Raw genomic sequence first — 20,961 nt, 5'->3', positions numbered from 1 at the left:
CGTCACGCCAAGATCGCCAAGGGTCGGACGCGGGATCAGGCCGGATCACGACGCTCCGCAGCCGTGGCCGGAGAGCCGGCCACGGCTGCGGAAAGGGGAGGCGGGAGGGGCTTTCCCGCGGGAGTGACTACGACGAGACCGGGGTCCACTTGTCGGCCAGGCCCGGGTTCTCCTTCAGCCAGGCGCGCACGGCGTCCTGCTCCTTGCCCTTGCCGGTGGACTGGATCTTGGCCTCAAGACTGGTGAGCTGCTTCTCGTCCATGTGGAAGTTCTTTAGCCACGCGCCGACCTTGGCGTTGTCGGAGGCGAAGCCCTTGCGCGCCAGGGTGTGCACCCCGTCGCCCTTGCCCCAGACGCCCTTGGGGTCCTTGAGCTTCTTCAGGTCGTAGGTGTTGTACGCCCAGTGCGGCGACCAGAGCGGCACCACGATGGGCTCCTTCTTGGCGTACGCCCGCTTCAGCTCGGCCAGCATGCCGGGCGTGGAGCCGTCGACGACCTTGTACTCGCCGTCCAGGCCGTACTCCTTGAGGATCTTGTCCTTCAGGATCCCGGCCTCACCGGCGCTGGGCTCGATGCCGACGATGCGGTTCTGGAACTCGGAGCCCTTGCCCTTGAGGTCGTCCAGGGTGTTGACGTCCTTGACGTAGGACGGCACCGAGAGCTCCAGGGAGGTGGGCCCGTACCAGGAGCCCATGTCCTCCAGCTTGTCCTTGTACTTGGCCCAGTACTGGGCGTGGGTGGTGGGCAGCCAGGAGTCGGTCTCGAAGTCGATCTGGCCGCCGGCCATGCCGGTGTAGAGCGCGCCGGCCTCGTACTGGCGGGCGTCGACGGTGAAGCCGCGGCGCTCGAGGAGTTCCTTCCACAGGAAGGTGGAGGCGACGCCCTCGTCCCACGGGATGTAGCCGAGGGAGATCTTCTTGCCCTTGCCCACGTCCTTGGCGCCGGTGGCGGAGGCCTCGCCGGAGGTGCCGAACATGCTCGTGCCGCCCGCGACGAGGGCCAGGACGACCACGCCGACGAGGGCGACGGCGGGCTGCGGCCGGTAGTTCCAGATCCGCAGACCGCCGGTGGCGGCCTTCGCCTTGGCGAGCGCGCGCCGGCCGAGCGGCGAGACCTGGCGGCTGAGCGCGCCGGTCATGCGGTCCAGGTACATGGCGAGGACCACGATGGAGATGCCCGCCTCGAAGCCGAGGCCGATGTCGACGTTGCCGATCGCCCGGTACACGGCACCGCCGAGGCCGCCGCCTCCGGCCATGCCCGCGATGACGACCATGGACAGGCTGAGCATGATGACCTGGTTGATGCCCGCCATGATGGTGGGCAGCGCCAGCGGCAGCTGCACCCGCAGCAGGGTGTTGCGGGGCGTGGTGCCGAACGCCTCGGCCGCCTCGACGAGTTCGCCGTCGACCTGGCGGATGCCGAGTTCGGTCATGCGCACGCCCGGCGGCAGCGAGAAGACGATGGTGGCGATGATGCCGGGGACCACGCCCACGCCGAAGAAGATGATGCCGGGGATGAGGTAGACCATCGCCGGCATGGTCTGCATGAAGTCGAGGACGGGCCGCAGGACCGCGCTGACCGTCTTGGAGCGCGCGGCCCAGATGCCGAGCGGGATCGCGACGACCAGCGTCACGATCGCCGCGACGAGCACGAGCGAGAGCGTCGACATCGTGTCGTCCCACAGCTGGATCGACTCGATGAGGGCGAACCCGGAGAAGGCCAGGACGCCCGCGAGGAGCCCGCGCAGCCACCAGGCGACCACGGCGAGGATGCCCGCGAAGAGCAGCGGCTGCGGCGCGTCGAGCACCGCGTTGATGCCGTCGTACATGCCGTTGACGACATGGGTGATGGCGTCGAAGAGCCAGGAGAGGTGGCTCTGGAGGAAGTTCACGGCGCTGTCGACCCAGTCGCCGAGGTGGAGCCTAGGCATGCGTGGCCACCTCCTTCATCGAGCAGTCGGCCGGGCCCTGCTTGTCGTCCCCCAGGAAGGCTATGAGCCGCTCCTGCGGCACGACGCCGAGCACCGCGCCGTCGGCGTCCTTGACGGCGACCGGGTGCGGGACCCGGGCGGCCACCGTGCACACGTCGGCGACGGGGGTCTCGGGCAGCACGGTCTCGCAGTCGCACTCGCCCGCGTCGGGGCGGTGCGGGGCGGTCATGACGGACAGCGCCGTGAGCACCCGGGAGCGGTCGACGTCCTGGATGAACGACGCCACGTAGTCGTTGGCCGGGGTGAGCAGGATGTCCTCGGCGGTGCCGAGCTGGACGATCCGCCCGTCGCGCATCACGGCGATCTTGTCGCCGAGCCGCATGGCCTCGTTGAGGTCGTGCGTGATGAAGACGATGGTCTTCTTGAGGCGCTTCTGGAGCTCCAGGAGCTGGTCCTGCATGTCGCGCCGGATCAGCGGGTCGAGCGCGCTGAAGGACTCGTCCATCAGGAGCAGGTCGGCGTCGGTGGCCAGGGCGCGGGCGAGGCCCACGCGCTGCTGCATGCCGCCGGAGAGCTCGTCGGGCCAGGAGTCGCCCCAGCCGCCCAGACCGGTCAGCTCCAGGGCCTCGGCGGCCCGCTCGTGGCGCTCGGCCCGGGGAACGCCCTGGACTTCGAGCCCATACGCCGCGTTCTCCAGGACGCTGCGGTGCGGGAACAGCGCGAAGTGCTGGAACACCATGCTGATCTTGGTGGAGCGGACCGTGCGCAGCTCGCGTGCGGGCAGGCTGGTCAGGTCCTGGCCGTCGAAGAGGACGCGGCCCGAAGTGGGCTCCAGGAGCCCGTTGAGCATGCGCAGCAGGGTCGACTTGCCGGATCCGGAGAGGCCCATCACGACGAAGATCTGGCCGGGGTCCACCGTGAACGAGGCGTCGATCACCGCCGCGGTCGTCCCGTCGGCCCGCAGCTCTTCGCGGTCGGCGCCGCCTTCGAGCCTGCGCACGGCTTCCTCGGGTCGTCTGCCGAACACCTTGTAGAGCTGCTCGGCTTGCAGCCTGGACACATACACCTCACGGGTCGAACTGAGAACGGCCCGCATCCCCCGCGGGCGGGCCGTGGAGCGGCGCGGATTCGGTCCGCAGCCCGAGAAATGGTTGAAATCCATACTTGGGTCCGCTCCGGCGTCGCGCCTGCCCCCCTTCGGCGGGGGCAAACGCAACCGTGATCCAGTTCACTTGTTCACGAGGACCGCACGCTCCGGCGCGGGGTGCCCGCGGGCTTCGGCGCGAGGTGGGTGTCAGTGGGGTGCGGCATCATCGGGGTGTGACGCGACGCCTGATGCTCCTCGACACCTCGTCCCTCTACTACCGCGCCTACTTCGGGGTGCCCGACACGGTCAGGGCTCCGGACGGCACGCCGGTCAACGCCGTGCGCGGCCTGCTCGACTTCATCTCCCGCCTGGTCCACGACCACCGCCCGGACGACCTCGTGGCCTGCATGGACGCGGACTGGCGGCCGCAGTGGCGGGTCGATCTGATCCCCTCCTACAAGGCGCACCGGGTGGCCGAGGAGACCCCGGCCGGGCAGCCCGACGAGGAGGAGACGCCGGACACCCTGGCCCCGCAGGTGCCGGTGATCGACGACGTCCTGGACGCGCTGGGCATCGCGCGCGTCGGCGTCGCGGGCTACGAGGCGGACGACGTCATCGGCACCCTGTCCGGCCTCGCGTCCGGCCCGGTCGACATCGTCACGGGCGACCGCGACCTCTTCCAGCTGGTCGACGACGCGCGCGGGGTGCGCGTGCTCTACCCGCGCAAGGGCGTGGGCGACTGCGACCTGGTCGACGACAAGGCGATCCGCGCGAAGTACGGGGTGCGGCCCGACCAGTACGCCGACTTCGCCGCCCTGCGCGGCGACACCAGCGACGGCCTGCCGGGCGTGAAGGGCATCGGCGAGAAGACCGCGGCCCAGCTGATCAACGAGTACGGCGACCTGGCGGGAGTGCGCGCGGCCGCCGCCGACCGCTTCTCGAAGCTGACCCCGGCCAAGCGCCGGGGAATCCTGGAGGCGGCCGACTACCTGGACGTCGCGCCGAAGGTGGTGCGGGTCGCGATGGACGTGGCCCTGCCGTCGTTCGACGCGACGCTCCCCGGCGAGCCGCGCGATCCGGCCACCCTCGAAGAGTTGGTGGCCCGGTGGGGGCTGGCCGGCGCGACGGGGCGGCTGCTCTCCACCCTCCGCAATTGAGGTGCCCTTCAGCGGTCCAGGTGCTAACTTAGGTAATCCTAACTAATAATGGATCAGGTTGTACCAGAGGAGCGCACCGTGGCAGAACGCCCGTCTCGCAAGGCACCGAAGATCAACGAGGCGCGGGTGGTCCGCACCGAGCGCATCACCCCGCACATGGTGCGCCTCGTGCTCGGCGGCGAGTCACTGACCGGATTCCGGGTCGGCGAGTACACCGATCACTACATCAAGCTGCTGTTCCCGGCCGCGGGCGTGACCTACCCGGAGCCCTTCGACATGGAGCGGATCCGCGCCGAGTTCCCGCGCGAGCAGTGGCCGAGCACGCGCGCCTACACCGTGCGCGACTGGGATGAGGCGCTCGGCGAGCTGACCGTCGACTTCGTGGTCCACGGCGACGAGGGCCTCGCGGGCCCGTGGGCCGCCGGGGTCCAGGTGGGCGAGACGGTGCGCTTCCTCGGACCCGGCGGCGGGTACGCCCCGGACCCGGCGGCCGACTGGCATCTGCTCGCCGGCGACGAGAGCGCGCTGCCCGCGATCGCGGCGGCCGTGGAGCGCATGCCGGCGGGCGCTGTGGTGCACGCCTTCGTCGAGGTGGCGGGCCCCGAGGAGGAGCAGAAGATCGACGCCCCCGACGGCGTCACGGTGACGTGGCTGCACCGGGGCGATGCCGCGGTGGGCTCCCGACTGGTGGACGCCGTCAAGGACTTGGAGTTCCCCGCCGGTGACGTGCACGCCTTCGTGCACGGCGAGGCGGGCTTCGTGAAGGAACTGCGCCGCCTGCTGCGCGTCGAGCGGAACGTGCCGCGCGAGCGGCTCTCCATCTCGGGCTACTGGCGTCTCGGCCAGGACGACGACGGCTGGCGCGCGATGAAGCGGGACTGGAACGAGCAGGTGGAGCGCGAGCAGGAGGCCCCCGCGGCCTGAGCCACGCCCTCCCCTGCCCCGACTCCGCGAAAACCCCCGGCGGTTGCCCCGCCGGGGGTTTCCCTGTTTCTCGGCGTACCTCGGCGTTCCTCGGCGTTCCTCGGCCCGACGACCCGGCACGAGCGGGCCGTACGGCCGAACCGACTCCCGGTACGCGCGGGACGTACGGCTAGACCGACTTCTGGTACGAGCGGAAGGTGCGGGTCGACAGCCAGACGGCGGCGATCGCGAGGGCGAGGAGCGCGCCGCCCCGGCCAAGGACGAGACCCCAGTCGGGGTCGGCCGACATGGCCGAACGTCCCGCCACCATGGCCCAGTTGAGCGGGTTGAAGTCGGCGATGTGCCGCATCCAGGCGGGCATCTGGGAGGGGGCCATGAAGGCCGAGGACAGGAAGGTCAGCGGCAGCAGCAGGAAGGTGTTGATGCCGATGATCGACTCGCGTTGGCGCACCAGCATGCCGAGCGCGTTGGAGAAGGCGCCGAAGACGGTGCCGAGCAGGATCGCGGCGACGGCGAGGATGACCAGGCCGCCGAAGCCGCCCGGGTAATGGGCCCCGCCGAGCTTGCCGAGCAGCAGGATGATCACCGTCTGGACGGTGATGCTGATGCCGTTCTGGACGACGTTGGCGTTCATCAGGGCGCCGCGGCTGACGGGGGTGGTGAGGAAGCGGTTGAGCGTGCCGCGCTCGATCTCCTCCAGGGTGCCCATGCCCGCCCACATGCTGGAGCCGAGTGCGCTCATCACCACGATGCCGGGGACCAGGTAGTCGAGGTAGGAGGTGGTGCCGAAACCGCCGAGCTCGACGACCTTCTTGAAGAGGTTGCCGAAGAGGAACAGCCAGATCACCGGCTGGACCAGGGTGATCAGGAGATAGGCGGGCTGCCGGAAGATCGCCATCAGCTGACGCTGCGTCATGTACCAGGTCTGCGCGAGGGCGTTGGAGCGCAGGGGCGCGGGGGCGGCGGTCGGGGTGCTCATCGGGATCCTCCCGCGGTGGCGAGGGCGGGGGCGGCGGCTTCCGCTTCGGCCTCGGAGTAGCGGCGTCCGGCGTGCCGGAGGTAGACGTCGTCGAGGGAGGGGCGGGCCACGGTCGCGGCGGCGACGGAGGCTCCGGCCCGTTCCAGCGCGGCGAGCAGCACGGGCACGGCGGCCGCGCCGTCGTCGGCGCGGGCGCTGACCCGGCGGCCGTCGAGCAGCACCTCGTGCACGCCGGGCAGGCCGGAGAGCGCGTCGCGCAGCGGGGAGCGTTCGGTGACGGCCTCGCGCAGCTCCACGTGGACGGCGTCGCCGCGCAGTTCGCCCTTGAGTTCGTCGGGGGTGCCCTCGACGACGACCCGGCCGCGGTCCACGATCGCGATCCGCTCGGCGAGCCGGTCGGCCTCTTCGAGGTAGTGGGTGGTGAGCACGATGGTCAGCCCCTCGTCACCGGCGAGCCGGGAGATCTCCTCCCACATCGCGGTGCGGGCCTCGGGGTCGAGCCCGGTGGTCGGCTCGTCGAGGAACAGAACCTCGGGCCGGTGCACCAGGCCGAGCGCCACGTCGAGGCGGCGCTGCATGCCGCCCGAGTAGCCCTTGACGATGCGCTTGGCGGCGCCCGCGAGGTCGAACCGGTCGAGCAGTTCGTCGACGCGCCGGTTGAGCGCGGCGCCCGTCAGCCCGTACAGACGGCCCTGCAACTGGAGGTTCTCCCGGCCGGTGGCGACGGGGTCGGCGCCGGACTTCTGCGCCACCACCCCGATCGCGCGGCGGACCCGGTCGGGGTTGCGCAGGACATCGTGCCCGGCGACGGTCGCGGTGCCGCTGTCGGGGCGGGCGAGGGTGGTGAGGATCTTCACGGTGGTGGACTTGCCGGCGCCGTTGGGGCCGAGCAGCCCGAAGACCGTGCCGGATTCGACGGTGACGGCCATGCCGTTGAGGGCGGTGACGTCGCCGGGGTACGTCTTGATCAGGTTGTGCGCCTCTACTGCGGGCGCCCGGGTGCTCATGACGGGGCTCTCCTGTGGTGAGCGGGGTGGTCGGTATGACGGACCGATCCGCGTGGGGAGCGCCGGGCTATCCTTGGCGTGCCGCACCTTCGATCGCCTGGCCTGCTCCGCGCGGGTCGGGTCCGGGGTCGTGACCCCGGTGCGGGCTGCTGCAACAGCTCGTGCCGGGGTCGGTTTTTATCTGGGGTCCGCCCTAGGGAGTGGCTCCGGGGCGACCGCGTGAGTGATCCTGTCCCTCCAACTCGCGCCACTCTTCCGGGACTTCACCGGTGGCGTGCCAGGCGCGCCAGCCCTCGACGCCGCCGAGCGTGCCGTCGGCCACCTCCTTGAGGAAGCCGCGCACCCACTCCACCTCGGCATCGACCATGTGGAGCTGGTACTCGGTCTCCACCAGGAAGACCCGGGGCAGCGTCTCGGACAGCTTCCGCAGGGCCCCTCGGAGCCCGGCGGCCTGCACCTCCAGCGTATTGACCCGCTGTTCGAGCAGCGCGGTGACCTCGTCGGGCGGGAGCACTCCCATGAGGGAGAGCGCCGTCTCGAAGATCGGGAACTCGTGCACGGGCACGGACACGATCTCCGCCATCCAGTCGAGCATCTCCTCGCGGCCCGCAGGGGTGAGGGCGTAGAGGGTGCGCTCGGGGCGGTTGCCCTGCCGCTGGACGTCGGCGACCTCGACGAAGCCGTGCTTTTCGAGGTTCTGGACGACGGTGTAGAGCGAGCCGTAATTGATCTTGATGCTGTACTCCTTGCCACGCTGGCGCAGAGTCTGAGCGATCTCGTACGGATGCATCGACGACTGCTCGGCGAGCAGCACCATCACGGCCAGCGCCAGGGGGTTGCGAAGCTTGCGCCGCCCACCTGCCATCACCATCACCTCGCTCACGAATACTCGTAGCCGAACATATCGCGACCGCCGAAACGCGTCAAGCGTACCCGCGATATATCGCGAGTCCCAGCGAGGCGGTGGCTGAACGGCCCGGCGCCGGGCAGGCGAGGCGGTCGAGGCCGCCCGCCCGGCGGCCCCGGAAAGCGTTCGCGGCGCCGCGAGGCCACCGGCTAGCGTCACGGCATGAGCTTCGACGACGCTGCCGACCGGGACCGCATCGAGGAGAACGGGCCCCTACGTCGGGCGGACCGCGTGGCGGGGGCCGTGGTCGGCTCGGCGGTGGGAGACGCGCTGGGCGCACCTTTCGAGTTCGGGCTGCCCGGCGTGTACTCCGCGCGGTTCCCCGACGGCGTCGGCACGATGTGCGGGGGCGGCGGCTGGGACCCGGGAGAGGCCACCGACGACACGCAGATGGCCGTCCTCGTCGCCGACTCCCTCCTGGAATGCGGCGGGCTGGAACCTGCCGACATCTTCCGCCGGTTCCAGCACTGGGCGGTCTCCGATCCCAAGGACATCGGCCTCCAGACCGAGGACGTCCTGACGAGCGGCGAGCCCTGGGACAGCGCGGCCGCACTCCACTTCCAGATCAACCGCCGCGCGGCGGGCAACGGTTCGCTGATGCGGGCCACCACGTCCGCCGTGTACTTCGCGGGCGCCGGACGGGAAGCGACGATGGCCGCCGCCCGCCGCATCGCCGCGCTCACCCACGGAGACCGGGCCGCCTGGGAAGGCACGGCGATCTATCACGACCTGATACGGGTCGCGCTGGACGGCGCCGATCCGCTGACCGCCGTTCCACAGGCGCTCGCCGCCGTCCCCGCCGACCACCGCGCCCGCTGGTCGGCGGTCCTGGCACCCGACTGGCACCCGGACATGGCGACGGAGTTCAACGGCGCGGTCTGGCCCTGCCTCGGCTCGGCCCTCTGGGCGCTGCGCACGACGGACTCGTTCGAGCGGGCGCTCGGCGCCGCGATCGACCTGGGCGGCGACACCGACACGGTGGCGGCGGTGACAGGCGGTTTGGCCGGTGCCCGCTACGGCCTGCCGTCCGTCCCGTCCCACTGGACGGCCCCCTTGCACGTCCCCATGCCGGGTTCCGGCGGCCGGGTGCTGAGGCTCGCCGAACTGATCACGCTGGCGAGGGAGTTGGGGTCGGGCGAGCCGACGGCCGACGTACCTTCGGGGGCGGGGCCGCGGCGGGGTTCCGAGGGCCGGGCACCCGCGACCGGTGACTGAGCGGGCCTACGGTCGGGCCCGGGGCGGGTGATGTGCCGGGGGCGGAGCAACTCAGGGCGCGCCGGCGATCCGCAGCGCCGCGTCGGCCGTGGCCGCGGCGAAGACGGAAACCTCGCGCCCCGGCGCCGAACGGTGGATCAGGATGACGCCCTCGATCAGGCCGAAGACGAGATCCGTACGCAGTGCCAGCGCATCCGCGTCCAGCCCCGCGCACGCCCGCGTCCCGGCCAGCAGCTCGCCGTACGCCGCCTTCAGCTCGGCACGATTGTGGTGGAACACCGCGAAGCGCTCGGCCCGCACCTCGGGGAGCAGATAGAGCGCGCCCAGGTTGTACGGGCCGCCGCACAGCAGCTGAACGTCGGATCGGCACAGCTCGCGCAGCCGGTCCTCGGCACCGCGCGAGACATCGTCGAGGAGACGCCGCGCCAGCTCCAGGGAGGGGGTGACCGTCGACTCCAGGAGCTCGGCCAGCAGATCCTCCTTGCCGGAGAAGTAGTGGTACATCGTGGACTGCCGCAGCCCCACCCGGTCCGCCACGGCCCGGGTGGTGGTCGCCGCGTACCCGTGCAGCGTGAACAACTCGGCCGCCGCGCACAGCAGTTCATCCCGCGCGGCCAGCCCACTGTCCGGCCGCTGCGCAGCCCGCGGCCGCCCGCCCCTTCGCCCCGTCGTGACACTCATGAACCAGATCGTCGCACACGCCCCCGAGAGGGCCGGGGCACGCCGTTGTCCACAGGCCCGGCCCGACGCACGGTCTCCGTTCCGACTCGCCTCGTCCGCGGGGCAGATGGACCTGGAGCCCGGCCCCCGTCGCCGCACACGCAGTGGCCCCCGCCGGAATCCCCGGCGGGGGCCACTGCCAACTGCGCGCGCGGGACCGTACGGTCCGGGCCGGTCAGCCGACCGAGCTGTACGCCACCACACCCCGCAGCAGCGCGTCGACCGCCTTGCGGGCGTTCTTGGCGACCGTGCTGTTCTCACGCGGCGCGGCCGCCGCGATCTGGCCGAGGACGTCGATGACCTGCTTGCACCAGCGGACGAAGTCACCGGCGGGCATGTCGGCCTCGCGCAGCACCTCGTCCAGGCCCTTGTCGGAGGCCCACTGGTAGGCGGCCCAGGCGAAGCCGAGGTCGGGCTCGCGCTGGCCCACGCCCTCCGCCTGGTTGATCTTGTGGTCCTCCTCCAGGGCGTCGAGGCGGCCCCAGATCCGTACCATCTCGCCGAGCGCCGCCTTGGCCTTGCCGGAGGGCGTCTTGGGCGCGACGGCGTCGTCGGACTGGCGCGCCTCGTACACCAACGCCGAGACGCAGGCGGCGAGTTCGGCCGGGTTCAGGCCTTCCCAGACGCCCGCGCGCAGGCATTCGCTGGCCAGCAGGTCGAGCTCGCCGTACAGGCGGGCCAGGCGCTTGCCGTGTTCGGTGACCTCGTCGTCGCGCAGGTAGTCGAGCTCGGTGAGCAGGGCCACGATGCGGTCGAAGGTGCGCGCGATGGTGTTGGTGCGCCCCTCGATGCGCCGCTCCAGCTGCTTGGTGTCGCGCTGGAGGCGGTAGTAGCGCTCGGCCCAGCGGGCGTGGTCCTCGCGCTCGTCGCAGCCGTGGCAGGGGTGGGCGCGCAGGGCGGTGCGCAGCCTGGTGATCTCGCGGTCGTCGGCCGCCTCCGAGCGGGCCCTGCGGTGCCGCTCGGGGACGATGTGCCCGGCCTTGGTGCGCAGCGCGGACGCCAGGTCGCGGCGGGACTGGGGCGAGCGCGCGTTGAACGACTTCGGGACGCGCATCCGCTCCAGGGCTTCCACCGGCACGGGGAAGTCGATCGAGGCGAGCCGCTTGACCTGTCGTTCGGCGGTCAGCACGAGCGGGCGGGGCCCGTCGTGCTGCTCGAAGCCGCGATGGCCGTTGGTGCGGCCCGCGGGGATACCGGGGTCGAGCACGAGGGCGAGGCCCGCGAACTTTCCGGTCGGCACATGGATGATGTCGCCCGGCTTGAGCTTCTCCAGGGAGGCCGCGGCGGCCGCCCGGCGCTGGGCCGCGCCGTGTTTGGCGAGCTCGGTCTCGCGGTCCTTGAGGTCGCGCCGCATCCGCGCGTACTCCTCGAAGTCCCCGAGGTGGCAGTGCATACCCTCCCGGTATCCTTCCAGGCCCTCCTCGTTGCGCTGGACCTGTCGCGAGATGCCGACGACGGACTTGTCGGCCTGGAACTGCGCGAAGGAGGTTTCGAGGAGCTCGCGCGAGCGGTGCCTGCCGAACTGCTGGACCAGGTTGACGGCCATGTTGTACGACGGCTTGAAGCTGGAGCGCAGCGGGTAGGTGCGGGTGCCGGCCAGGCCGGCGAGTGCGCCCGGGTCCATGCCGCGCTGCCACAGGACGACGGCGTGCCCCTCGACGTCGATGCCGCGGCGCCCGGCCCGCCCGGTGAGCTGGGTGTACTCGCCGGGGGTGATGTCGGCGTGCTGCTCGCCGTTCCACTTGACGAGCTTCTCAAGGACCACCGACCGTGCGGGCATGTTGATGCCGAGGGCGAGGGTCTCGGTGGCGAAGACGGCCTTCACGAGGCCGCGTACGAAGAGCTCTTCGACGACCTCCTTGAAGGTGGGCAGCATGCCCGCGTGGTGGGCGGCGATGCCGCGCTCCAGGCCTTCGAGCCACTCGTAGTAGCCGAGGACGTGCAGGTCCTCGCCGGGGATGGAGGCGGTGCGCTCCTCGACGATCTCGCGGACCTTCTGGCGCGCTTCCTCGTCGTTGAGCCTGAGGCCCGCGTACATGCACTGCTGGACGGCCGCCTCGCAGGCGGCGCGGCTGAAGATGAAGGTGATGGCCGGCAACAGGCCTTCGGCGTCGAGCCGTTCGATGACTTCGGGGCGGCCGGGCGTCCAGATCCTGGAGCGTGAGCGGCGCTCGCGCTCGCGGTCGGCCTCGCGGACCATCTTGCCGCGGCGCCGGTCGCGCGGGTTGTACGTCTTCTGGTTCTCCATCCGCGCCATGCGCAGCAGGTCGGGGTTGACCTCGCGGCGGGCGACGCCGCGGCCGCCGTGGTCGGACTCCTCCTCGAAGAGGTCGTACATCTTGCGCCCGGCCATGACGTGCTGCCACAGGGGCACGGGGCGGTGCTCGGAGACGATCACTTCGGTGTCGCCGCGGACGGTGTCCAGCCAGTCGCCGAACTCCTCCGCGTTGGAGACGGTCGCCGAGAGCGAGACCAGGGTCACGGATTCCGGGAGGTGGATGATCACCTCTTCCCATACGGCGCCGCGGAAGCGGTCGGAGAGGTAGTGCACCTCGTCCATCACCACGTATCCGAGGCCGAGGAGTGCCTGGGAGCCCGCGTACAGCATGTTGCGGAGCACTTCGGTGGTCATGACGACCACGGGTGCGTCGGCGTTGACGCTGTTGTCGCCGGTCAGCAGGCCCACCTTGTCGGCGCCGTAGCGTCGTGCGAGGTCGGCGTACTTCTGGTTGGACAGCGCCTTGATGGGCGTGGTGTAGAAGCATTTGCGGCCCTGGGCCAGGGCCAGGTGCACGGCGAACTCGCCGACGATGGTCTTTCCGGAGCCGGTGGGGGCCGCGACGAGCACGCCCTTTCCGGCTTCGAGGGCCTGGCAGGCCTCGATCTGGAAGGGGTCCAGGTCGAAGTCGTACAGGTCGCGGAAGGGTGCGAGCGCGGTGGCCTGCTCGACGGCGCGGAGCCGGGCAGCTGCGTACGCTTCGGCTGGTGAGAGGTCCTCTGTCATCTTGTCTTCGAGCCTACCCGCCGCCTCTGACAGAGGTCGCGATCTTTATTGGAGGCCGGGACTGACGGCCTTCCGGCCGGACGCCGGTACGGGAGCCAATACCCGCACGGCGGCGGGCACACACTCCGCGGTGAGCGGGAGCGGACCGAGCGGTTCCCCGTCGGCGTATCCGGTGATGCCGTCCGCGGCGAGCGTGATCGAGGCGACACGGTGCGTGGTCACCCGGGGGTGGTCGAGGTGGGTGCCCCGGTAGACCTTCGGGAAGACCTTGACGAGGGTGGCGCGGGAGCAGGCGCCGACGACGGTGACGTCGAACAGGCCGTCGGCGGGGTCGGCCCGGGCGCAGATGCGCATGCCTCCTCCGTAGGAGGAGGTGTTCCCGACCGCGACGAGGGTCGCCTCGATCTCGCGGGTCTCTCCGCCGTCGAGGGTGATCTTGTACGGGGTGGGCGTGAAGGCGGCGAGTTCGGCGAGCATCGCGAGGTCGTACTTGAAGCGGCCGCCGGGCCAACGCATGCGGTTGCCGCGGTCGTTGACCTTGGAGTCGAAGCCGGAGGCGAGGACGGTGGCGAACCAGCGGTCGCCGGCCCGGCCCAGGTCGACGTCCCTGACGTGCGCGCCCTTGAGGGCGTGTGCGGCGAACTGTCCGGCGCGGGCCGGGTCGCCCATCGGCAGGCCGAGGGCGCGGGCGAAGTCGTTGCCGGTGCCCGCGGCGACGACGCCGAGCGGGGTCCTGGTACCGGCGACGGCCTGGAGGGCGAGGTTGACCATGCCGTCGCCGCCGACGGTGACGAGTGCCCCCGTGCCGCCCTCGACGGCCTCACGGGCGCGGCGCAGCGCGTCGTCGGCGTTCTCCCCGAGGACGGTGCGGACGGAGTACCCGGCGGCCCGCAACGCGGAAGCGGCCGGCTGCGCGGCGTGCGCGCCCCGGCCGCGTCCCGCGGTGGGATTGACGAAGAGGGTGATCTCGCTGGTCACCCGCCGGACCCTACAAGCTCCGGCGATCCCGTCAAGGTCAGGTGATGTCGTCGTACCCGTTGAGCTTGCTGGAGCGTCCGCCGTCGGACTGCTCGGGCAGGCCGGGCGACGCGCTCACGGGCTCGATCGCTCCGACGTCCTCGGGGGTGAGGTCGAGCTCGGAGGCCTCGTCGTCGGCGGGCCCGGCCTCGGCGCGCTGCTTGCGGCGCTTGTCGTTCATCAGGGCGATGCCGACCGCGACGAAGTAGAGGGCCACGATCGGGGCGGCGAGCGAGAGCATCGACACGGGGTCGACGGTCGGCGTCGCGAAGGCCGCGAAGATGGTGACACCCATGATCATCCCGCGCCACCAGCCCAGCATCCGGCGGCCGGTGAGGATGCCGCTGAAGTTGAGCATGACGAGGAACAGCGGCAGCTCGAAGGAGAGGCCGAAGACGATGATCATGCGGGTGACGAGGTCGATGAGCTCGTTCAGCGGCAGGAGGTTGGCCACCCCCGCGGGGGTGAAGTCCAGAAGCACCCGGGCCGCCGCCGGCAGCACGTTGTACGAGAACCAGCCGCCCGCCACGAACAGGGGGAAGCCCGCCGCGACGAAGCTCAGCGAGTAGCGCTTCTCGTGCTTGTGCAGGCCGGGCGAGACGAACGCCCACAGCTGGTAGAGCCAGACCGGGCTGGCCGCAACCACGCCCGCCACCATCGACACCTTGATCATCAGCGTGAACGGCCCCATGAGGCCGGACATGGTGATGTTGCCGCAGACCTCCGAGGCACCGTCCTTCTTGGTGAGCTCGTTGAACGGCACCGTGCAGTTGACGGCTTCCTTGATCGGCCGCGTGATCAGTTCGGCGATGTCCTTGTAGTAGAACGCCGCCACGATGGCGCAGACCAGGATCGCCAACACCGACTTCGCGAGCCGGTTGCGCAGCTCGCGAAGGTGGTCCGAGAGCGGCATCCGGCCCTCGGGGTCCCTCTGTTGTTTGCGGGCAGACTTGAGCAACCCACGTCCTCATCTCGTGCGGCAGGTCACTTTGGTCACAGAGGTGAACAGCGCCTGCTTCGGCCCGGTGTCAGCGCTGCGTCGTGTCCGTCGGCTCGTTCACCGGGCGGGCGCTGCTCACGTCGCCGGGCGCGGACTGGATCGTGCGCTGGGCCGGGGGCTGCTCGCCCGGGGTGGCCGGCTCGGCCGGTGCGGGCTGCTGGCCCTCCGACTTCATGGCCTTGGCCTCGCTCTTGAGGATGCGGGCCGACTTGCCGAGCGACCGCGCCATGTCCGGGAGCTTCTTCGCGCCGAACAGCAGGACGACGACGATGAGGATGAGAATGATCTCGGGGGCGCCGAGCCTTCCGAACATAAGCGTTTACCTTCTCACCGAGGCTGCAGGATAGGGGGCTGCTGGAGGGCAGCGGACTGGTGTCCGACCGCCTTACGTGCAGCGATCGTAACGCGCGGGGGTGAACGCTGGGCAATCCCCGTGCGTACTCCCGTTTGCGGACCGGGCCTCGCTACCTGGCCCGCGTTGTGCAGCGTACCGCCCCGAATCGGGCGACATCAGAGCGCACCGGTCATCTCAGCGTTTCCCCGGCGCCCGCGAGGTCGACCGCGGCGCGTTCCAGGTCCTCGGCGGCACGGTTGATCTTCCGTGTGGTGTCGGCCACTTGGCGGCCGAGCCGCTGCGCCTCGACGAAGACCTTGATGGCGAGGACGCCGAGCACGGCGATCCCGAGGAACCCGAGGGCGATGGCGGTCATCGGCCAGAACATGGATGCGGACCCTAGACGGTGGAGTGGAGGCGCAGCGTACGGACGCCGCCGCCGGTGAGGAGTTCGATGATGCGCTCCCCGGCGGGCTTGCGGACGGCCGAGCCGCACTCGGGGCAGGTGAAGGAGTAGAACGTGGTGCGGCGGCTGGCGCCGATGGCCAGCCGGAGCGCGGGTGCGCCGAGCTCGAAGCGGGCGCGGCACTCGGGGCAGGCCGCCTTGAAGAGGACCGGGATCACCGGACGGGAAATACCGGGCAATACCGACATGTTCCGCATATCTCCTCAGCTCTGGTGGTCGAGCACGGGCGGTTCCTCGTATCCGGCCAGCGCCTCGCGGGCGGCGCGCCGGGCGCTCTCGGCGAGGTCGTCCGGCGAGACGATCCGGCCGTCCTGGCCCAGGCGCAGCGCCAGGCGCCGCAGCGACGCCGGGTCGGGGGTGCGCAGCGTGATCCGCAGCCCGCCGTCGGGAAGCTCCTCGGCGCTGTCGTGCGGGTAGTACTCGGCGACCCAGCGGCCGCCGGGGCTGACCTCGACGACGACCTCGGGGTCCTCGGCCGAGGGCTGGACGAGCCCTTCGGACAGGTCGCGCAGTTCGAGCTCGGGCGGGGCGGAGGCCTCGTCCAGCAGGCGGATCTCGGCGACCCGGTCGAGGCGGAAGGTGCGCCGCGCCTCGGAGAGGCGGCACCACGCCTCCATATAGGTGTGACCGACGGCGAAGAGCCGGATCGGGTCGACCTCGCGCTCGGTGAGCTCGTCGCGCGCGGGCGAGTAGTACTTCACCCACAGCCGGCGCCGCTCGGAGATCGCGCGGTCCACCTCGGCGAAGACGCCGCCCTCGGACTCGAAGGTGACCGAGAGGCGGGAGCTGGCGCCGGCGGCCTCGCCGGCCGCGGCCTCCAGCTTGGCGGTGGCGCGCAGCAGCGCCTGCCGGTCGCCCTCGCGCAGGCCGGGCAGCGTGGAGACGGCCCGGGCCGCGACGAGCAGCGCGGTCGCCTCGTCGGCGGCGAGCCTGAGCGGCGCCGCGACGTCGTCGGGGTTGTGCCACCAGATGCGGTCGCCGTCGGTGTCGATGTCCAGGAGGTCGCCGCCGCGGAAGCTCGTGCCGCACATGGGCAGCACGTCCAGGTCGGAGATGAGTTCGTCCTCGGTGATGCCGAAGGCGCGGGCGACATCCGCGACATGGGCGCCGGGGCGCTCGCGCAGATAGGTCACCAGCGACAGCATCCGCCGCGTCTGGTCGATGGCGTTCGCAGCCATGGTCGTTCGGTCCCCCTCAGCCCTTGGCCACGGCGCGCAGCCGGTCCATCACGTCGGCCCGCAGGTCGGCGGGCTCCAGCACGACCACGTCCGGGCCGAACTCCACGAGGTGGGCGTCCAGCCCGTGCCCGTACGGAATCTCCAACTCGTCCCAGCCGTCGCCGAGTTCCCTCGTCGAGGTGGCCCGCGAGCGCAGCGGGTAGCCGGCCCCGGCGCGCAGCCGGATCCTGGCCGAGCGGGTCGCGGTCTCCCCCGCCCAGGTCTCGACGGTCTCGCGCACGGTGACGACGTCGGGCACCGGGGCGGTGAAGGCGCCCGCGCGGGAGCGGACCCGGCCACAGATGCGGCTGAGGCGGAACACCCGCTCGGCACCCCGGTCGCGGTCCCAGCCGGCCAGGTACCAGTGGCCGCGCCAGCACTCCAGGCCCCAGGGCTCGACGTGCCGGGTCTCGGGGCGCACGGCGGTGACCTTGCGGTAGTCGAAGACGACCGGGCGCCGGTCGCGGCAGGCCAGCATCAACGGCTCGAAGGCCGCCTCGTGGACCGGGATGCGCGGTTCGATCGCGCTGTGCTCATACGGATTGTCGGCCTCCGGCATGCCCGCGGCGCGCAGCTTCTGGAGGGCCCCGCTGGCCGCGCCCGCGAGCCGGGCCTGCTGCCACACGCGGGCGGCGAGGCCGAGGGCGGCGGCCTCCTCGGCGTCGAGCTGGACCGGCGGCAGGCGGTTGCTGTCGCGGCGGGCGAGGTAGCCGGTCTCGCCGTCGAGGTTCTCGACGGTCTCGATGACCAGGCCGAGCTCCCGCAGGTCGTCCTTGTCCCGCTCGAACATCCGGTTGAAGGAGTCGTCGGACCCCGCTTCGAGATAGGCCTCGATGGACTCGCGCAGCTCCCGCTTGCTGAGTGCGCGCCGTGTCCCGAGCAGACACAGCGCCAGGTTCATCAGCCGCTCGGCCTTGGCAATCGCCATCGATGCCCTACGCCCTCTCTCGTTGTGCGCTACGACCGTTGACCGTACCGCTCCGGGCTCCCCGGGCAAAAGCCGAGGGCCCATGCCGACTGGCATGGGCCCTCGCTCTGATCAGGTCCGATCGCTCAGGACTGATCGAGGTGTGTCTCAGACGGCGACCAGGTCGCAGACGAAGATCAGCGTCTCGCCCGGGGCGATGGCGCTGCCGGCGCCGCGGTCGCCGTAGGCGAGGTGGGCCGGGATGGTCAGCCGGCGGCGGCCGCCGACCTTCATGCCCTGGATGCCCTGGTCCCAGCCGGAGATGACCTGGCCGGCGCCGAGCTTGAACTGCAGCGGGGTGCCGCGGTTCCAGGAGGCGTCGAACTCCTCGCCGGTGGAGAAGGCCACGCCCACGTAGTGGACCTTGACCATGTCGCCGGCCTTGGCGACGGCGCCGTCGCCCTCCCAGATCTCCTTGATCTCCAGGTCCGCCGGCGGCTGACCCTCGGGGAAGTCGATCTCGGGCTTGTCGATGCTCACGTAATGCTCCTACTTATCGCTATGGGCAACCGGGACAGTCTTACATTGCTCCGACGATGTCCACGACGAAGACCAGCGTCGAGTTCGCGGGGATGTCCGCGCCCTGGGCCTTGTCCTTGTAGCCCTGCTCCGGCGGGATGACCAGCAGGACACGGCTGCCGACCTTCTTGCCGACCAGACCCTTGTCCCAGCCCTCGATGACCTGGCCCTGGCCGATCACCGTCGAGAACGGGGCGCCGGTCTTCCACGACGTGTCGAACAGCTTCGCCTGGGGCAGGCCCTCGTTGGGCTTCCAGGTGGCGCCGCTGTACTGCATGTAGACGGTCTGGCCGCTCTTGACCTCGGCGCCCTTGCCCTCGACGAGGACCTGGTCGACGAGCTTCTTCGGCGGGTCGTTCTTCGGGACGCTGATCGTGGCGGCCTCGTCCTTGTCCGCCTTGATCTGCGGCAGGTCGGACGGGATGGCCGACTGGGTGCCCTCGACCTTCTTCGGCATCACGCTGTCGATGTCGAGCACGAAGACCAGGTTGTCGGTGCCCGACACGCCGAGCTCCTGCTTGCCCGCGGCGCCGAACGCGGCGGCCGGCGGGGCGACGACCAGGACGCGGGCGCCCACCTTCTGGCCGAGCACCGCCTCGCTGAACGCCGGGATGTAGGTCTGCGAGCCCGCCGGGATGACCTGCGGCACACCGCCCTGATCGTACGAACCGGCGAGGTCCTTGCCGCTCTTCCAGATCTTCCCGGTGTACTTCGTGACGGCGAGGTCGTCCTTCTTGACCTCCTGGCCGGTGCCCGCGGTCAGGGTCTTGACGACGAACTTCCCGCTCGGGTCGCCCTTGGGGATGGTGATCGTGGGCTTCTTGCCCGCGTCGCCCGCGACGGTGGGCATCGGCGAGGCGTCGGACACCGGCTTGGGGGCGGGGGCCTGCGACGCCGAGTCGGTGGGCGAAGCGGACGCGTCCTTCTTCTTCGCCGCGTCGTCACCTCCTCCGCAGGCCGCGGTGAGCATCAGGGCCGGCACGATGAGCGCGGCAGCAAGTCGGCGTCGCACAGTGGTCCTCGGGGTAGCTGGAACGGTCGGAGCGGCCACTCTACGGCCCCGCTCCCGTCCCACAAGGGTCCGGCATGCCCGGGGGCCCCGTACGCGACAGCGCGCGGGGCCCCCGGTCACAACCGCTCGTGGCGGCTCACATTCCGGCGATCAGCTTCTCCACCCGGTCGTCCACCGACCGGAACGGGTCCTTGCACAACACGGTGCGCTGCGCCTGGTCGTTGAGCTTCAGGTGCACCCAGTCGACGGTGAAGTCCCGGCGCTGCTCCTGGGCGCGGCGGATGAAGTCGCCGCGCAGCCGGGCCCTGGTGGTCTGCGGGGGCACCGACTTGCCCTCGAAGATCTTCAGGTCGTTGCAGATCCTGGCCGCCTGGCCCTTGCGCTCCAGGAGGTAGTACAGGCCCCGCCGGCGGTGGATGTCGTGGTAGGCGAGGTCTATCTGCGCGACCCGGGGGTGCGACATGGTCATGTTGTTCTTGGCCCGGTACCGCTCGATGAGCTTGTACTTCATGACCCAGTCGATCTCGGTGCCGATCCGGTCGAGGTCCTCGGCCTCGATCGCGTCCAGGGTGCGTCCCCACAGTTCGAGGACCTGGTCGACGGTGCCGGTGCGGATGCCGCGCCGCTCCACGAAGTCGACGGCCTTCTCGTAGTACTCGCGCTGGACTTCGAGGGCGGACGCCTCGCGCCCGCTGGCCAGGCGCACCTTGCGCTGGCCCGTGATGTCGTGGGAGACCTCGCGGATGGCCCGGATCGGGTTCTCCAGGGTGAGGTCGCGCATGACCGTGCCGGCCTCGATCATGCGCAGCACGAGGTCGGTGGCGCCGACCTTCAGGAGCATGGTCGTCTCGGACATGTTGGAATCGCCGACGATGACGTGCAGGCGCCGGTAGCGCTCGGCGTCGGCGTGCGGCTCGTCGCGGGTGTTGATGATCGGACGCGAGCGGGTGGTGGCGGAGCTGACGCCCTCCCAGATGTGCTCGGCGCGCTGGCTGACGCAGTAGACGGCGCCGCGCGGGGTCTGCAGCACCTTGCCGGCGCCGCAGATCAGCTGGCGGGTGACGAGGAAGGGGATGAGGATGTCCGCGAGCCGCGAGAACTCCCCGTGCCGGGCGACGAGATAGTTCTCGTGGCAGCCGTAGGAGTTTCCCGCCGAGTCGGTGTTGTTCTTGAAGAGATAGACGTCGCCCGCGATTCCCTCCTCGTGCAGGCGGCGTTCGGCGTCGACGAGCAGGCCTTCGAGAATGCGCTCACCGGCTTTGTCGTGGGTGACCAGTTCGGTCACGTTGTCGCATTCGGGAGTTGCGTATTCCGGATGCGATCCCACGTCGAGGTAGAGGCGGGCGCCGTTCCGCAGAAAGACGTTGCTGCTGCGGCCCCATGACACAACACGGCGGAAGAGGTAGCGCGCCACTTCGTCAGGAGACAGTCGGCGCTGTCCCCTGAACGTGCACGTGACGCCGTACTCGTTCTCCAGCCCGAAAATGCGGCGGTCCATG

Annotated in this window: 20 protein-coding genes; 3 read left to right on the top strand and 17 right to left on the bottom strand. The window is 70.8% G+C overall.

Annotated features, from left to right (window positions below; translation table 11 throughout):
• Positions 1-127 precede the first annotated feature (127 nt).
• Complete coding sequence (locus DT019_RS18380; RefSeq protein ID WP_114037936.1) at positions 128-1,930, bottom strand: ABC transporter permease/substrate binding protein; 1,803 nt, start codon at positions 1,928-1,930, stop codon at positions 128-130.
• The gene (locus DT019_RS18375; protein WP_114037935.1) at positions 1,923-3,026 is read right to left on the bottom strand and encodes a glycine betaine/L-proline ABC transporter ATP-binding protein; all 1,104 of its coding nucleotides are present in this window, start codon (positions 3,024-3,026) and stop codon (positions 1,923-1,925) included. The genes DT019_RS18380 and DT019_RS18375 overlap by 8 nt, the downstream gene beginning before the upstream one ends.
• A 239-nt stretch (positions 3,027-3,265) precedes the next feature.
• On the opposite strand from DT019_RS18375, the gene DT019_RS18370 reads away from it, so the two are divergent.
• Together DT019_RS18370 and DT019_RS18365 are read left to right on the top strand one after the other, a co-directional pair.
• Positions 3,266-4,174 (top strand): 5'-3' exonuclease, encoded by a 909-nt coding sequence (locus DT019_RS18370; protein WP_114037934.1) that lies wholly within the window; start codon positions 3,266-3,268, stop codon positions 4,172-4,174.
• 78 nt (positions 4,175-4,252) lie between these two features.
• Positions 4,253-5,098: a siderophore-interacting protein gene (locus DT019_RS18365; protein WP_189389714.1), complete on the top strand. Its 846-nt coding sequence runs from the start codon at positions 4,253-4,255 to the stop codon at positions 5,096-5,098.
• Positions 5,099-5,267: 169 nt separating this feature from the next.
• Here DT019_RS18365 and DT019_RS18360 read toward each other — a convergent pair whose 3' ends face one another.
• The 3 genes from DT019_RS18360 to DT019_RS18350 all read right to left on the bottom strand — a co-directional run bounded on the left by DT019_RS18360 (position 5,268) and on the right by DT019_RS18350 (position 7,949).
• On the bottom strand, positions 5,268-6,077 hold the full coding sequence (locus tag DT019_RS18360; protein WP_114037933.1) for an ABC transporter permease: 810 nt from the start codon (positions 6,075-6,077) through the stop codon (positions 5,268-5,270).
• The gene (locus DT019_RS18355; protein ID WP_114037932.1) at positions 6,074-7,084 is read right to left on the bottom strand and encodes an ATP-binding cassette domain-containing protein; all 1,011 of its coding nucleotides are present in this window, start codon (positions 7,082-7,084) and stop codon (positions 6,074-6,076) included. Before DT019_RS18355 ends, DT019_RS18360 begins: the two co-directional genes overlap by 4 nt.
• Positions 7,085-7,277: 193 nt before the next feature.
• On the bottom strand, positions 7,278-7,949 hold the full coding sequence (locus DT019_RS18350; protein WP_114038138.1) for a PadR family transcriptional regulator: 672 nt from the start codon (positions 7,947-7,949) through the stop codon (positions 7,278-7,280).
• A gap of 204 nt (positions 7,950-8,153) precedes the next feature.
• Here DT019_RS18350 and DT019_RS18345 point away from each other — a divergent pair, with 204 nt between their 5' ends.
• The gene (locus DT019_RS18345; protein WP_114037931.1) at positions 8,154-9,206 is read left to right on the top strand and encodes an ADP-ribosylglycohydrolase family protein; all 1,053 of its coding nucleotides are present in this window, start codon (positions 8,154-8,156) and stop codon (positions 9,204-9,206) included.
• 51 nt (positions 9,207-9,257) lie between these two features.
• On the opposite strand, the gene DT019_RS18340 is transcribed toward DT019_RS18345, so the two are convergent.
• The 12 genes from DT019_RS18340 to pafA form a co-directional block, all read right to left on the bottom strand.
• Positions 9,258-9,887 (bottom strand): TetR/AcrR family transcriptional regulator, encoded by a 630-nt coding sequence (locus DT019_RS18340; protein ID WP_114037930.1) that lies wholly within the window; start codon positions 9,885-9,887, stop codon positions 9,258-9,260.
• Positions 9,888-10,101: 214 nt separating this feature from the next.
• Positions 10,102-12,930, bottom strand: coding sequence for a DEAD/DEAH box helicase (locus DT019_RS18335; RefSeq protein WP_114037929.1), 2,829 nt, complete (start codon positions 12,928-12,930; stop codon positions 10,102-10,104).
• 45 nt (positions 12,931-12,975) lie between these two features.
• A complete protein-coding gene (locus DT019_RS18330; RefSeq protein ID WP_114037928.1) occupies positions 12,976-13,908 on the bottom strand; it encodes a diacylglycerol kinase in 933 nt (310 codons plus the stop codon).
• A gap of 37 nt (positions 13,909-13,945) precedes the next feature.
• The gene (gene tatC, locus DT019_RS18325) at positions 13,946-14,905 is read right to left on the bottom strand and encodes a twin-arginine translocase subunit TatC (RefSeq protein WP_114037927.1); all 960 of its coding nucleotides are present in this window, start codon (positions 14,903-14,905) and stop codon (positions 13,946-13,948) included.
• Between the two features lie 70 nt (positions 14,906-14,975).
• The gene (gene tatA / locus DT019_RS18320; protein ID WP_114037926.1) at positions 14,976-15,260 is read right to left on the bottom strand and encodes a Sec-independent protein translocase subunit TatA; all 285 of its coding nucleotides are present in this window, start codon (positions 15,258-15,260) and stop codon (positions 14,976-14,978) included.
• Between the two features lie 211 nt (positions 15,261-15,471).
• A complete protein-coding gene (locus tag DT019_RS18315; RefSeq protein WP_114037925.1) occupies positions 15,472-15,669 on the bottom strand; it encodes a hypothetical protein in 198 nt (65 codons plus the stop codon).
• An 11-nt stretch (positions 15,670-15,680) separates the two neighbouring features.
• Complete coding sequence (locus DT019_RS18310; RefSeq protein WP_114037924.1) at positions 15,681-15,944, bottom strand: hypothetical protein; 264 nt, start codon at positions 15,942-15,944, stop codon at positions 15,681-15,683.
• 6 nt (positions 15,945-15,950) lie between these two features.
• Positions 15,951-16,925 (bottom strand): helix-turn-helix transcriptional regulator, encoded by a 975-nt coding sequence (locus tag DT019_RS18305; protein ID WP_114037923.1) that lies wholly within the window; start codon positions 16,923-16,925, stop codon positions 15,951-15,953.
• Between the two features lie 16 nt (positions 16,926-16,941).
• On the bottom strand, positions 16,942-17,892 hold the full coding sequence (locus tag DT019_RS18300; RefSeq protein ID WP_114037922.1) for a helix-turn-helix transcriptional regulator: 951 nt from the start codon (positions 17,890-17,892) through the stop codon (positions 16,942-16,944).
• Positions 17,893-18,039: 147 nt separating this feature from the next.
• Positions 18,040-18,411: an FKBP-type peptidyl-prolyl cis-trans isomerase gene (locus DT019_RS18295; protein WP_114037921.1), complete on the bottom strand. Its 372-nt coding sequence runs from the start codon at positions 18,409-18,411 to the stop codon at positions 18,040-18,042.
• 40 nt (positions 18,412-18,451) lie between these two features.
• Positions 18,452-19,462, bottom strand: a complete 1,011-nt coding sequence (locus DT019_RS18290; protein ID WP_114037920.1) for an FKBP-type peptidyl-prolyl cis-trans isomerase — start codon at positions 19,460-19,462, stop codon at positions 18,452-18,454.
• A 136-nt stretch (positions 19,463-19,598) separates the two neighbouring features.
• On the bottom strand, positions 19,599-20,960 hold the full coding sequence (pafA, locus tag DT019_RS18285) for a Pup--protein ligase (protein ID WP_053723508.1): 1,362 nt from the start codon (positions 20,958-20,960) through the stop codon (positions 19,599-19,601).
• Position 20,961: the final 1 nt, after the last annotated feature.

Origin of the sequence: Streptomyces sp. SDr-06 (assembly GCF_003324565.1) — a bacterium.
In the GTDB taxonomy this organism is placed as follows: domain Bacteria; phylum Actinomycetota; class Actinomycetes; order Streptomycetales; family Streptomycetaceae; genus Streptomyces.
The sequence above is the reverse complement of the archived record's forward strand: the minus strand, read 5'-3'. Positions and strand labels throughout refer to the sequence as shown.